Raw genomic sequence first — 12,922 nt, forward strand, 5'->3', positions numbered from 1 at the left:
CCAAACGAAAAAAGGCGGGCCGAGGCCCGCCTTTTCCGTCACCAAGAGGCGTGGCCTCTTAGTTGTTCTCGGTGTTGCGGGCGCGCAGAGCGGCGCCCAGGATGTCGCCCAGCGAGGCGCCGGAGTCGGTCGAACCATACTGCTCGACGGCCTCCTTCTCCTCGGCGATTTCGAGCGCCTTGATGGAGACCTGCACGCGGCGCGCCTTGCGGTCGAACTGCGTGACGCGGGCGTCGAACTGCTGGCCCACGGAGAAGCGGGTCGGCTGCTGGTCGTTGCGGTCGCGCGCCAGCTCGGAGCGGCGGAGGAAGGTGGCGAGCTCGGTGCCCACGATCTTCACTTCCAGGCCCGCGTCCTTCACTTCCAGCACTTCGCAGGTGACGATGGCGCCGCGCTTCACGGCCTCGCCGCCGGCACCGCCCTCGGCGGCCTCGGTGAACGGATCGGAGCCGAGCTGCTTGATGCCGAGCGAGATGCGCTCCTTGTCGGCGTCCACTTCAAGGACGACCGCCTTCACGACGTCACCCTTGTTGTACTCTTCCATGACCTCTTCGCCCGGACGGTTCCAGTCGAGATCGGAGAGGTGGACCATGCCGTCGATGTCGTTCTCAAGGCCGATGAACAGACCGAACTCGGTCTTGTTCTTGACCTCGCCCTCGACGGTCGAGCCGACGGGGTTGGCATCGAGGAAGGCTTCCCACGGATTGTCCATGACCTGCTTGAGGCCGAGCGAGATGCGGCGCTTCGCGGCGTCGACCTCGAGGATCATGACCGTCACTTCCTGGGAGGTGGCGACGATCTTGCCCGGATGGACGTTTTTCTTGGTCCACGACATCTCGGAGACGTGGATCAGGCCTTCGATGCCGGGCTCCAGCTCCACGAACGCACCATAGTCCGTGATATTCGTGACGCGGCCGGTGAAGCGGGCGTCGATCGGGTACTTCGCCTCGATGCCTTCCCACGGATCGGCCTGAAGCTGCTTCATGCCGAGCGAGATGCGGTGGGTTTCCTGGTTGACGCGGATCACCTGCACCTTGACCGACTGACCGATGGACAGGATCTCGGTGGGGTGATTGACGCGGCGCCAGGCCATGTCGGTGACGTGCAGCAGGCCGTCGATGCCGCCGAGGTCGACGAACGCACCATAATCGGTGATGTTCTTGACCACGCCTTCGATGATCTGACCTTCCTCGAGGGACTGGACGATCTCGTGACGCTGCTCGGCGCGGGTCTCTTCGAGGACGACGCGGCGGGACACGACGATGTTGCCGCGGCGCTTGTCCATCTTGAGGATCTGGAACGGCTGCGGGGTGTTCATCAGCGGGGTGACGTCGCGCACCGGGCGGATGTCCACCTGGGAGCGCGGCAGGAAGGCCACGGCCCCGTCGAGGTCGACGGTGAAGCCGCCCTTGACCTGATTGAAGATCTTGCCGGTGACCTTCTCGTTCTTTTCGAACGCGGCCTCCAGGCGCACCCAGGATTCCTCGCGGCGTGCCTTCTCGCGCGACAGCACGGCCTCACCGAGCGCATTTTCGACGCGCTCAAGGTAGACCTCGACGATGTCGCCGATGGACACTTCGGCTTCGTCGTTGCGGGCGCCGAATTCCTTGGCGGGGACGCGGCCTTCGACCTTCAGGCCCACGTCGATGACGACGAGGTCCTTCTCGAAACCGACGACGGTGCCTTTGACGACGGAGCCTTCGGCCATCTCCGTCTGGTTGAGCGACGCTTCGAGGAGAGCTGCGAAATCGTCGCGGGTGGGGGTTGATAAGCTCATTCAATCTCCGGGTGCGCCTCACGGCGCGGCGGCGTGGTTGGTGTTGATGGAGCACCCGCCGGGCGGTGGTCGCCGCAGTCCGTGAGCGGGGGCGCTGTTTTCGGATGCGCTTCGGCCGAGACCACGAATGAGGAGCAAGGCCATTCAAGCGCAAAAAGCGAAGTCGGCGGATGCCGTCTTCGCATCCGGTTGCATTTACGCGACGGCCGCGCGTTCCACAACCCTGACGGCTGCGGAAAATGCCGCCTCCGCGTCCATATGCGTCGTGTCGAGGAGGTAGGCGTCGGCCGCCTGGGCGAGCGGACTGGCGGCGCGGCCGGTGTCGCGCGCATCGCGGCGCTTGAGATTGGCGAGCAGCGCCTCGAAATGCGGTCCCTCCGCCTCGCCGTGGAGTTCCAGGGCGCGGCGGCGGGCGCGCTCGGCCACGTCGGCGGTGACGAAGAGCTTCACGTCCGCGCCGGGCAGGATGACGGTGCCGACGTCGCGCCCGTCGAGCACGGCGCCGCGGCCGGCCGCGCGGGCCTCCTCGGCGAAGGCGCGCTGGCGTTCCACCAGCGAGGCGCGCAGGCGCGGCATCACGGCGATCTGCGAAGCGCCCTCCCCCGCTTCGGCGCTGGTGATGGCGGGATCGTCGATCAAGGCGAAGTCGAGCGCGGCGGCGGCGGCGACGGCGGCCTCCTCGTCGTCGAAGGCGGCGCCGCTGCGCTGCATGGCGAGCGCGACGGCCCGGTAGGTGCGGCCGGTGTCGAGATAGGCGAGGCCGTAGGTGGCGGCGAGACGGCGCGCCAGGGTGCCCTTGCCGGACGCGGCCGGACCGTCGACGGCGATGATCATGGCGCCACCGCCTCGATCGTCCCGCCGAGGCGGCGGAAGAGGTCGACGAAGCCGGGGAAGCTCGTTTCCATCACCGAAGCGTCGTCCACGGTGACGGGCGCGTCGGCGGCGAGACCCATGACGAGGAAGCTCATCGCGATGCGGTGGTCGAGGTGGGTGACGACGGTGCCGCCGCCGATCTTGGCGGCGCGGCCGGTGACGGTGAGCCAGTCGGGGCCGGTCTCGTGCGGCACGCCGTTGGCGTCGAGGCCCGCGGCGACGGCGGCGAGGCGGTCGCTTTCCTTCACGCGCAGCTCGTCGAGCCCGGTCATGCGGGTGGTCCCCTCGGCGAACGCGGCGGCGACGGCGAGGACGGGATATTCGTCGATCATCGACGGGGCGCGCTCGGCCGGAACGTCGACGCCCTTGAGGCGGCTCGCGGTGACGCGGATGTCGGCGATCGTCTCGCCGCCCGCGTCGCGCTCGTTCACCGTCTGAAGTTCACCACCCATCTCGATGAGCGTCGTCATCAGGCCGGTGCGGGACGGGTTGAGCATCACGTCCTTCACCACGAGCTCGGATCCCGGAACGATGAGCCCCGCCACGATGGCGAAGGCGGCGGACGAGGGGTCGGCCGGAACGGTGACGTCGCACGCTTTCAGCGGCCGGCGCCCGGCGACGGTGATCCTGAGGCCGTCCGGCGACGGCTCGCGGCGGACCTCGGCCCCGAAGGCGGTGAGCATGCGCTCGGTGTGGTCGCGGGTGGGGACGGGTTCGATCACCGTGGTCTCGCCCGGCGCGTTGAGGCCGGCGAAGAGCACCGCCGACTTCACCTGCGCCGAGGCGACCGGCAGGCGGTAGTCCATCGGGGCGAGGCTTTCGGGGCCGCGAATCGTGAGCGGCAGCCGGTCGCCGGAGCGGGCCACCACCTCGGCCCCCATCAGCCTGAGGGGACCCGCGACCCGGCCCATGGGGCGACGCGACAGGGAGGCGTCGCCGACGAAGGTGGCGGCGATCGGATGGCCGGCGACGATGCCCATGGTGAGGCGGATCCCGGTGCCGGCGTTGCCGAAATCGATCACGCTTTCGGGCTCGGCGAGGGCGCCGAGGCCCGCACCGTCGACGGTCGCCGCCGTGCCGTCGATGGTGATCGTGGCGCCGAGGGCCCGCATGGCGCCCGCGGTGGCGAGAACGTCTTCGGCGGTGAGAAGGCCGGTGACGCGGGTGCGGCCGAGGGCGAGCGTCCCCAGCATCAGCGCGCGGTGGGAAATCGACTTGTCGCCGGGGACGCGGACCTCGCCGCGCAAAGGTCCGCTCTGGTGCGCGCTGGCTGCGCGATTTTGCGCCGTGCCCGCTCCGCCGTGTGTGCCGCTCATAGGGTGCTCGCTCCGTCCTCGACGCCCTCTTAGGCAGTCCCGGCGCCGCGATCCACCCTCGCCGGCTGCGATCGTCAGAACATATACGCGCTTTACAGAGCCGCGTGAGGTATGCCATGGGGCCACGCCTCATACGACGATCTAGAAATCTGACGACGCGAACGGAGCTTGTCCTTGGCAAAACCCGAACTCGGCACAAAGCGGCTGTGTCCCAATTGCGGGGCCAAGTACTACGACCTCAACCGCGAGCCCATCACGTGCCCCAAATGTCATTCCCTCTTCGCCCCGAATGCGGTGGTGACGCGGGCCACCGCCCGTCCTGACAACGATACGGACGAGGAGACCGAGAACGAGGAGGACGAGGGCGTCGAGCTGGTCGCCCTGGAAGACGCCGAGGAGGATACCTCGGACGATGACGACGACGCGGTTGACGCACAGATCGATGTCGACGATGACGACGACGACGTCACGGTCGACACCGACGACGATGTCCTGGTCGACGACGAGGACGACGACGAGGTGTCGGATGTGGTTCGCGGCTCCGGTGACGAAGACGACGAACACTAGTTGACAGGGGGGGCGGACCCGGTTACATCCGCCTCCACCGACGGGGGGCCATAGCTCAGTTGGGAGAGCGCTTGAATGGCATTCAAGAGGTCAGGGGTTCGACTCCCCTTGGCTCCACCACCCCAACGGTCAGCCTTCTGACAGTTTGGAATGCATCGGGTCCCGCCTGCGACCCTCGCCTGTGACGCAGTCCCGAAGTCACCGTTCCGACTTGCGTCTGGCAATCTCGTCCTTCGCTGAACGCCCGCTCAGACTCGCACCGTCGCAGTTGATCTACGCCGGTCCCGGTCTGGCATGACCCGTCGCGCCAGCGCGTCGCGGATGACATCGCGGCGGGACGATCGTGCCACGGCGCGTGGAAGCGCCATTCTCCTTCACCCGGCGGCACCACCGCCCTTTACGGCGCCTCCTCCGCGCGCGGGCTGATTGGCGCATGTTCGGGCCGACGCCCGCGCGGGTCGATGGGACGTTGACGTCGTTACGCTGCTCATCGACGCGCCCTTCGGGACGCGGGCGCAAGGTCGGACCAAGGCGCCATCGCGCTTTCCGGAACGCCGGGGCCGGGTGCGGGCCTTGCATGGCGGGGCGATAAGCCGTCGGATGGCGCGAGGGCGCCCGCGGGTCGCCCGATCGCAGAGACGAACGCGCCCCGAGGCCCCTGCGCCGCGGGCGACAGGAACACGCGGCCGATGACTGAAAGAGACCTCGCCTATCTTGCCGACCGGCACCGCATCACCGACGGCAAGACGTTCCGCCTGGCGGCGGTGGATCCGTTCGACACGGACGGGATCGACATCGCCAAGGGCGAGGCCAAGAGCCAGCTCGAGGCGAATGTCAGGATCCTGCGCGACCTTCAGGAGCGGCTGTTCGCGGCCCGCCGCCACGCGGTTCTCATCATCCTGCAGGCAATGGACACGGCGGGAAAGGACAGCGCGATCGAACACGTCATGTCCGGCCTCAACCCGCAGGGCTTCCAAGTGCGGTCCTTCAAAGCGCCGAGCCACATCGAACTCGACCACGACTTTTTGTGGCGCCACCAGGTGGCGCTTCCACCGCGCGGGCTGATCGGCATCCACAACCGTTCCCATTATGAGGAGGTGCTGGCGGTGCGCGTGCATCCGAACCTTCTGGAGGCGGAACGGATCGACTATCATCCGGACCTGTGGGCCGAGCGCTACAAGAGCATCCGCCGGTTCGAGCGCCATCTGACGGGCAACGGCACCCTGGTGCTGAAGTTCTTCCTCCACATCTCCAAGGACGAGCAGGCGCGGCGCATTCTGGCCCGCATCGACGATCCCCAGAAGAATTGGAAATTCTCCGTCGCCGACATGGCCGAGCGCGAGCACTGGGCCGATTATCAGCTCGCCTATGACGAGGCGATCCAGGCGACCGCCCGCCCCGCGGCACCCTGGTATGTCGTCCCCGCGAACGACAAGTGGTATGCCCGGCTGGTGATCTCGAGCGTCGTCACGAAATCGCTTGAGGCGCTCGACCCGCGCTTTCCGAGCCTGCCGCCTGAGGATCTGGAACGCATGAAGACCGCCCGCGCCGCGCTTGAGCAGGAGCTCGGGCTCACCTGACGCCCGTCCTCCCCGCGGCACCTCGGCGAAGGGAGTGGCTGCCCGCGATCCGCCGCAGCGTGATCGTGCGTCGGAGGGCGCTTTTTGCGGCCGGTCCCGGCGGCGCGTCGCCCGTTCGGCAGCGGCGGTGTCGGCGCGCGGCGGACACGCCGGCCTTCGCGGACGCAAGTGCGGCCGGCCGACACGCGGCGCTAAGGATATCATCCTCTCTCAGCCGAGCCTAAATCACGGGACGATCTCCCGTATTTTGTCTCAGCAACAATTCAGGAACCCCAGAAGTGGCCTGGCCTTGTGCCAGAAATGAGCCACCACGCGACCTTCCGCCCTCACGTTCGGGTTGGGACAGATGGACGTACAGGTTGAGTGAGGGATGCGGATGTGAAATGTTTCGCTGCACCTCGCAGAACGGCGCGGACCCACGCTTCGCCGGAACTTGGATAAGGCAGAACGATGGCGCGCAAGCCCGGAGCACCCGCTCGGACACAGACTTTCGACGTGCTCCTGGTCGAGGATGCGGACGGCGATGCCAAGCTCATCGCCGACTATCTGGAAGGCAGCGGCGATGCGCGATTTCGCGTCGTGCGCGTCGCCACTTTGACCGAAGCACTCGAGACCGCGCGCCACTCGCGGTTCGACGCGATCGGCCTCGACCTGTCGCTTCCCGATTCGCACGGCCCGTCCGGCGTGCGCGCGCTCTGCGACTTGTCGCGCGCCCCGGTTCTGGTCCTCACCGGCCACAACGAGGAAGATTTGGCGATCGAGTGCCTGCAGTCGGGCGCCGACGACTATCTGCGCAAGGCGGAGATGGAGCCGCGGTCCCTGGCGCGGGCCTTCGGCTACGCCATCCTGCGGCGGCGCGAAGAGGAATTGCGGACCCTGGCGGAAGCGCGCAACAGCTACACCGCGATGACCTCGAGCCCCGTCGCGACAGGCCAGCCGCGCCTCAGCAGCCTCCAGGCCCGTGACCCCGGCGGCTTCCACCAGGTGGTGATGCGCTATTACGAGACGCTCATCGCCTATACCGCCGCCGCCCGCGACGGCCTGCCCAAGCCGCGGGAAGGAATGGCCGACATCGCCCAGCGTCTGTTTTCCGCAACCTCGTCCACCCGGGACCTGATCATCCTTCACACGAAGGCGCTCGACATCGTGACCAGCGAACTCCCGCTGGCTCATCAGGCTGAAATCGTTGTCGAAGGGCGTCTTTTCGCGCTCGAAATGATGGGCGCGGTCCTCGAACTCTACCGGACCGACGTGGCGGGTAAAGTGACGGAGTCATCGCGTGCAGTTCCGACTTAGCCTTTACATCAGCGGCGAGACGGCGCGCTCTCTCGCCGCCATTCGCAACGTTCGCCTCATCGTCGATACAGAGTTGCCCGAGGGTTACCAGCTCGAATGTATTGACGTGCAAAAGGACCCGGAACGGGCGGAGCGTGACAAAATCATGGCAACTCCAACACTTGTCCGCGAGCATCCTGCCCCGAAAAAGAAGATTATGGGCGAGTTCACGAATCATCGCGCCGTTGTCCTCGCCCTCGAGATCGACCGCCTCCAGCAAGAAACCCGCATTTGACGTCATGAGTGTTGAGACCGCTTTCGACCTTCCCAAATTGCCCACCGGCGTCGCCGGATTCGACGCTATTTCCTTCGGTGGACTGGCGGTCAATGGATCGACCTTGATCGCCGGCGCATCGGGCGCAGGCAAGACCGTGTTCGCGCTGCAGTTTCTCTACGCCGGCGCGACGGACTACGGCCAGAACGGCGTCTTCGTGACGTGCGAGGAGCGCCCGAGCCGGCTCATCCGCAACGTGCGCGGGTTCGGCTGGGACCTTCAGACGCTGATCGACAAGGACGCTTTCGCCATCGTCGACCTGTCGCCCGAGCCGCAGGAAGAAACGATCGACCTGGGGGGCAGCCAGCTCTCGGCGCTCATGGTGCGCGTGGAAGCGGCGGTCAAGCGCGTCAACGCCAAGCGCGTCGTCCTCGATTCCATCGGCTCGCTGCTGCCCCAATTCGCCGATGCGGGGATGGTGCGGCGCGAGCTTCTGCGCGTCATCTCACGCCTACTCGATCTCGACACGACCGTCATCATCACGATCGAGCGGGACGAGACGGACGAAGTGATCGGCCGCTTCGGTGTCGAGGAATATATCGCCGACAACGTCGTCATTCTGCGCAACCGGCTGGAGCGCGAAACGCGCCGCCGCACGGTGGAGATCCTGAAGACGCGCGGCACCGCCCACCAGCGCGGCGAATTCCCCTTCACGATCGACAATCTGGACGGCGTGAACGTCGTACCCTTGTCCTCCACCACGCTCTATCAGGCCGCGCCGACGACCCGCATCTCGTCCGGGCTGGAGCCGCTCGACCAGATGACCGGGGGCGGACTGTTCGAGGCCTCCATCATCCTCGTCTCCGGCGCGACTGGCACCGGCAAGACGCTGATGGTGGCCGAGCAAGTGCGCGCGGCGATCGCCAATGGCGAGAGGTTCCTCCTGTTCGCCGCCGAGGAAGGGCGCGAGCAGCTCTGCCGCAACGCCGCCTCCTGGGGCGTCGACTTCGTCAAGGCCGAGGAGGACGGCCTGTTGAAGATCGCCAACCACTCGCCCGAGGAGTTCGGCCTGGAGGACCACCTCCTGCGCATGAAGCGACTCATTTCCGAATTCAAGCCGAACCGCATCGCCGTCGACAGCCTTTCGGCGTTCGAGCGCGTGTCGACACCCAAATCCTTCCGCGAGTTCGTGATCGGCCTGACCGCCTTCATCAAGGTGCAGCGCGTCACGGCGATCTTCACCAACACGACCTCGCTGTTGATGGGCACCCAGTCGGTCACCGAGACGCACATCTCGACCATCACCGATTCCATCATCCTGCTGCGCTATGTCGAGATCAACGGCGAGATGCGGCGCGGCATCATGGTGCTGAAGATGCGCGGCACCTGGCACGAAAAGGCGATCCGCGAATACGTGATCGACGGGATGGGCATGCGCATCCTCGGCGCCTTCACCGGCGTGCACGGCATCCTGTCGGGCGTACCGAGCTACAGCTTCAGCGCCGAGTCCGAACGCCTGGCCTCGATCATCTCCGAAGACGGGATCTGACGATGGCCCAGGCCGCTCCCCTCCCCATCGTGCGACTGGTGCGCACCGAGGGTGCGGCCTGGGAGACGTCGCTCTTCAGGGACGGGCAGTCGATCGTCGGCGGATGCCGCGTGGAGGTGACGACCAGGCCGTCCCTCAAGGCCGCCTACGAGAGCTTGGCGTTCGACGACATCCTGGTCCTCGCCGATCACGATCTCGAGGATGGGGCAGTGCCGGAGCGCATCGCCGCCTGGGCCGAGCGCGCGGTGGTGATGGCGGTCGGCGCGATGACGGACCTGCCGGCCGCAGTCGCCGTCGTGCCGGGCGAGGACGCGCTCGCGAACGCGCTTCCCATCGTCGGCCGGCAAGCGGGCCTGTTGCGCGACGCGCGGCGCCACCAGCGCAACCTCACCCACCTCATCAACGTCACGCCGGACGCGCTCATCGTCATCGGTGAAGAGGGCGTGGTGCAGCGGGCGAACGCGACGGCACGGCAATGGTTCGCGCCGGAGGGCGAGGACCTGGCGGGCGAGCACATCACCTTTTCCGTCGGCCCGGAGGGGGCGGAACTCGACGTCACGGTCGACGGGGAGCCGCGCATCGGCGACGTGCGCCTCGCCGAGATCGAGTGGGACGACCGGCCGGCGACGCTGGCCCTCGTGCGCGACATCACCCTCATGAAGACGCTGCAGGACAAATTGGCCGAGGCGCAAAAGTCCGACGCCATACGCCTGATGGCCGGCGGCATCGCGCACGAGTTCAACAACATGCTCGTCGTGGCGATGACCAACCTCTATTTCCTGCGCGAACAGGTGCAGAGCCCGGAGGCGCAGCGCCAGCTCGACGGCGTCGACAAGATCATCGAGCGGGCGCGCAGCCTCGCCAATCAGATGCTGATCCTCTCCCAGGCGCACGCGTCCGCGCCCGCCCGGCTCGACATCGCCAACACCCTCAGCGACCAGTATGCGCTGTGGCGCACCACCATCCCCAGCAACATCACGCTGGAGGTGAACGCGGGCGATGCATCGCGTTACATCCTGGTGGACGAGGTGGAGCTGCGCCAGGTCCTCAACAACCTGATCCTGAACGCGACGGCGGCGACCGGACCGGGCGGCAAGATCACCGTCTCCACCGGCGCCACGACCGGCTCGCCCAACGGCCTGCCCCGCGGTGACTATGCCACCATCACCGTGCGTGACACCGGCAGCGGGATCGACCCCGACGTTCTGCCGCGGATTTTCGACCCCTTCTTCACCACGCGGCCCACCGGGCAGGGTCAGGGGCTCGGCCTGTCGGTCAGCCGCGGCTATGTGAGGAAGTGCGGCGGCACGATCAAGGTGTCCTCCACGGTCGGCGAAGGCACGGCGATCACGCTCTACTTCCCGCGCGACGAAGGCCCTGCGGAGAGCGCGATGGCCGCCGCCATCCGCACCCACGGCAAGCCTCACATCCTGCTGCTCGAGGATGACGACGACGTCGCCCACGTCATGCGGCGCGTGCTGGAGCGCGGCGGCTATCAGGTGACGCGGCGGGACAACGGGCTCGACGGGCAGGCGCTGATCCGCCGCGACAAGACGATTTCGCTGGTGGTGAGTGACGTGGTGATGCCGAAATTCGGCGGGCGGGAGCTGGCCGCCTGGCTGTTCCGCTCGCGCCCGGAGCTGAAGCTGATCCTGGTGACGGGCTACAGCGACAGCGTGGAGTGGCTGGAAGCCATCAAGGACGACACGCGCGACTACCTTCTGAAGCCCTTCCCGCCGACCGTCCTCCTGAAAGAAGTGCGGCGGATGCTGAACGGGGCCGTTGCCGAGTAGTCCCCTCCCCCTGCTGGCCGGGTCGCGTGCCTATCCCTGATAGCCGAACACGCGCGGCAGCCACAGCGTCACGTCCGGCACGAAGATGAGGACGAGAAGCGCCGCGACGAGAACGGCGAGGAAGGCCCAGATCTCGCGGATGATTTCGGCCAGCGGAATGCGCGTCACCGCGTTGATGACGAAGAGCAGGATGCCGTAGGGCGGGGTGATCAGCCCAATCATGCAATTGACCACCGCGACCACGCCGAAGTGCACGAGGTCGATGCCGAGTTCGCGGCAGGTGGGCATGAAGAGCGGGATGATGACGAGGATGATCGTCGTCGCATCGAGCAGGCAGCCGAGGATCAGCAGCAGCAGGTTGACGCCGAGCATGAAGACGATCGGCGACACGTCGAGTTCGACCAGCACGGCGGCGAGCTGGCTCGGGATGTTTTCCGACGCCACGACGTAATTGAGGATGAGCGCGCCGCCGATGACGATGCCCACCGCCGCCGACGAGCGCGCGCTGTCCACCAGGATGGAATAGAGCGCCTTCACCGAAAGCGCCCGGTAGAAGACCCCCGCCAGCACCAGCGCATAGGCCGCCGCCACCGCCGCGGCTTCCGTCGGCGTGGTGACGCCGCCATAGATGCCGTAGAGCAGGATCGCCGGCATGAGCAGCGCCGGGAAGGCGTTCAGCGTGCGCTTGGGGAGTTCGGAAAGCGGCACCACCTCGTCCGTCTCGAAGCCGCGGCGGGTGGCGATGATCGCGTTCATCATCATCAGCACCACACCCATGAAGAGGCCGGGCACGATGCCGCCGAGGAAGAGGTAGCCGATGGAGGAGTTTGAGACGAGCGCGTAGAGCACCATCGGGATGGACGGCGGGATGATCGGCCCGATGGTGGCCGAGGCCGCGGTGATCGCCGCCGCATAGCCGCGCGAATAGTGTCCGGAGCGCACCATCATGTCGATGATGACCTTGCCGATGCCGGACGCGTCGGCCACCGCAGAGCCCGACATGCCCGAGAAGATCAGCGACGCCACGACGTTGACGTGGCCGAGGCCGCCCTTGAAGCGCCCCACCACGGCGACGCAGAAGCCGAGCAGCCGGTCCGAAATGGTGCCGGCGTTCATGATGTTGGCGGCAACGATGAAGAGCGGCACGGCGAGCAGCAGGAAGGACTGGTAGATGCCGTCCACCAAGGTCTTGCCGACGATGCCGATCGACTGCCCGGCGGCCGCCACATAGGCCATCGACGCCACGATGATGGCATAGGCGATCGGCACCCCGATGCCGGCGAGGACGAAGAGCGTCCCGACGAGAAAGAGGATTTCGACGCTCATTCGTCGGTGATCTCGAGGTGGTGGTGGGGCTCCGGCTTCACGCCATGGCGGATCGTCTCGACGATGCGCCAGCCGTAACGCAGGCCGACGACGGCGAGGAACAGGAAGTAGATCGAGTAGATCGGCAGCATCTTCACCGGCAGCGTGGCCGAGGACTTGATGCGCAGGATCCGCATCTTGCCGTAGGTCGGCTCGATGGAGAGCCACAGCGCCGCCATGATGGCGAGCGAGCCGACGATCACGAACACCCGCCTGAGACCAGGACCGGCGGCGAAATAGAGGATGTCGAAGGTGACGTGGTCACGCTCGCGCACGATGAAGGCGTTGCCGAAGAAGATCACCCACAGCCACAGCACCATGATGAATTCGAGCGTCCAGCCGAAGGAGGCCGCATCCACCAGGGTGCCGAAATGGGCCGTGAACCACGCCGAGCCGACGATGTAGCGCACCGCGATCTGCAGCACGAAGGTGAGGAAGATGGCCGCCATCATCAGGGCGGCGATCCCTTCCGTCACGCCGCGGAAGGCGCGTGCGATTGTGCGCATGGCGGTCCTCTCCCGCGGCGGTCAGGCGTGGTCGTTCAGGCGTGGTC

Annotated in this window: 11 protein-coding genes and 1 tRNA gene; 7 read left to right on the plus strand and 5 right to left on the minus strand. The window is 66.8% G+C overall.

Annotated features, from left to right (window positions below; translation table 11 throughout):
- Nucleotides 1-58: 58 nt before the first annotated feature.
- From rpsA to aroA, 3 genes are all read right to left on the minus strand, one after another.
- On the minus strand, nt 59-1,777 hold the full coding sequence (gene rpsA, locus BIX52_RS02240; RefSeq protein WP_075219352.1) for a 30S ribosomal protein S1: 1,719 nt from the start codon (nt 1,775-1,777) through the stop codon (nt 59-61).
- Nucleotides 1,778-1,972: 195 nt separating this feature from the next.
- The gene (cmk, locus tag BIX52_RS02245) at nt 1,973-2,611 is read right to left on the minus strand and encodes a (d)CMP kinase (RefSeq protein ID WP_075219353.1); all 639 of its coding nucleotides are present in this window, start codon (nt 2,609-2,611) and stop codon (nt 1,973-1,975) included.
- Nucleotides 2,608-3,966, minus strand: a complete 1,359-nt coding sequence (aroA, locus tag BIX52_RS02250) for a 3-phosphoshikimate 1-carboxyvinyltransferase (protein WP_075219354.1) — start codon at nt 3,964-3,966, stop codon at nt 2,608-2,610. Before aroA ends, cmk begins: the two co-directional genes overlap by 4 nt.
- 174 nt (nt 3,967-4,140) lie before the next feature.
- Between aroA and BIX52_RS02255 the strand changes: the two genes are divergently transcribed.
- The 7 genes from BIX52_RS02255 to BIX52_RS02285 all read left to right on the plus strand — a co-directional run bounded on the left by BIX52_RS02255 (nt 4,141) and on the right by BIX52_RS02285 (nt 11,004).
- Nucleotides 4,141-4,533 carry a TIGR02300 family protein gene (locus BIX52_RS02255; RefSeq protein WP_075219355.1) on the plus strand — a complete coding sequence of 131 codons (393 nt, stop codon included), beginning with the start codon at nt 4,141-4,143 and terminating at the stop codon, nt 4,531-4,533.
- Between the two features lie 44 nt (nt 4,534-4,577).
- Nucleotides 4,578-4,653, plus strand: a tRNA-Ala gene (locus tag BIX52_RS02260).
- A 569-nt stretch (nt 4,654-5,222) separates the two neighbouring features.
- On the plus strand, nt 5,223-6,113 hold the full coding sequence (locus BIX52_RS02265) for a polyphosphate kinase 2 family protein (protein WP_075219356.1): 891 nt from the start codon (nt 5,223-5,225) through the stop codon (nt 6,111-6,113).
- 450 nt (nt 6,114-6,563) lie between these two features.
- Nucleotides 6,564-7,409, plus strand: coding sequence for a response regulator transcription factor (locus tag BIX52_RS02270; protein ID WP_083659951.1), 846 nt, complete (start codon nt 6,564-6,566; stop codon nt 7,407-7,409).
- Nucleotides 7,393-7,683: a circadian clock KaiB family protein gene (locus BIX52_RS02275; RefSeq protein WP_075219358.1), complete on the plus strand. Its 291-nt coding sequence runs from the start codon at nt 7,393-7,395 to the stop codon at nt 7,681-7,683. Before BIX52_RS02270 ends, BIX52_RS02275 begins: the two co-directional genes overlap by 17 nt.
- Nucleotides 7,684-7,687: 4 nt before the next feature.
- A complete protein-coding gene (gene kaiC, locus BIX52_RS02280; protein ID WP_075219359.1) occupies nt 7,688-9,211 on the plus strand; it encodes a circadian clock protein KaiC in 1,524 nt (507 codons plus the stop codon).
- Between the two features lie 2 nt (nt 9,212-9,213).
- On the plus strand, nt 9,214-11,004 hold the full coding sequence (locus tag BIX52_RS02285; RefSeq protein WP_075219360.1) for a hybrid sensor histidine kinase/response regulator: 1,791 nt from the start codon (nt 9,214-9,216) through the stop codon (nt 11,002-11,004).
- Nucleotides 11,005-11,034: 30 nt separating this feature from the next.
- Here the strand turns inward: BIX52_RS02285 and BIX52_RS02290 are convergent, their stop codons facing one another.
- Together BIX52_RS02290 and BIX52_RS02295 are read right to left on the minus strand one after the other, a co-directional pair.
- Nucleotides 11,035-12,330, minus strand: a complete 1,296-nt coding sequence (locus BIX52_RS02290; RefSeq protein ID WP_075219361.1) for a TRAP transporter large permease — start codon at nt 12,328-12,330, stop codon at nt 11,035-11,037.
- Entirely contained in the window at nt 12,327-12,875 is a 549-nt protein-coding gene (locus BIX52_RS02295; protein ID WP_075219362.1) for a TRAP transporter small permease, read from the minus strand. Before BIX52_RS02295 ends, BIX52_RS02290 begins: the two co-directional genes overlap by 4 nt.
- Nucleotides 12,876-12,922: the final 47 nt, after the last annotated feature.

Source organism: Acuticoccus yangtzensis (assembly GCF_001927245.1).
Lineage (GTDB): Bacteria > Pseudomonadota > Alphaproteobacteria > Rhizobiales > Amorphaceae > Acuticoccus > Acuticoccus yangtzensis.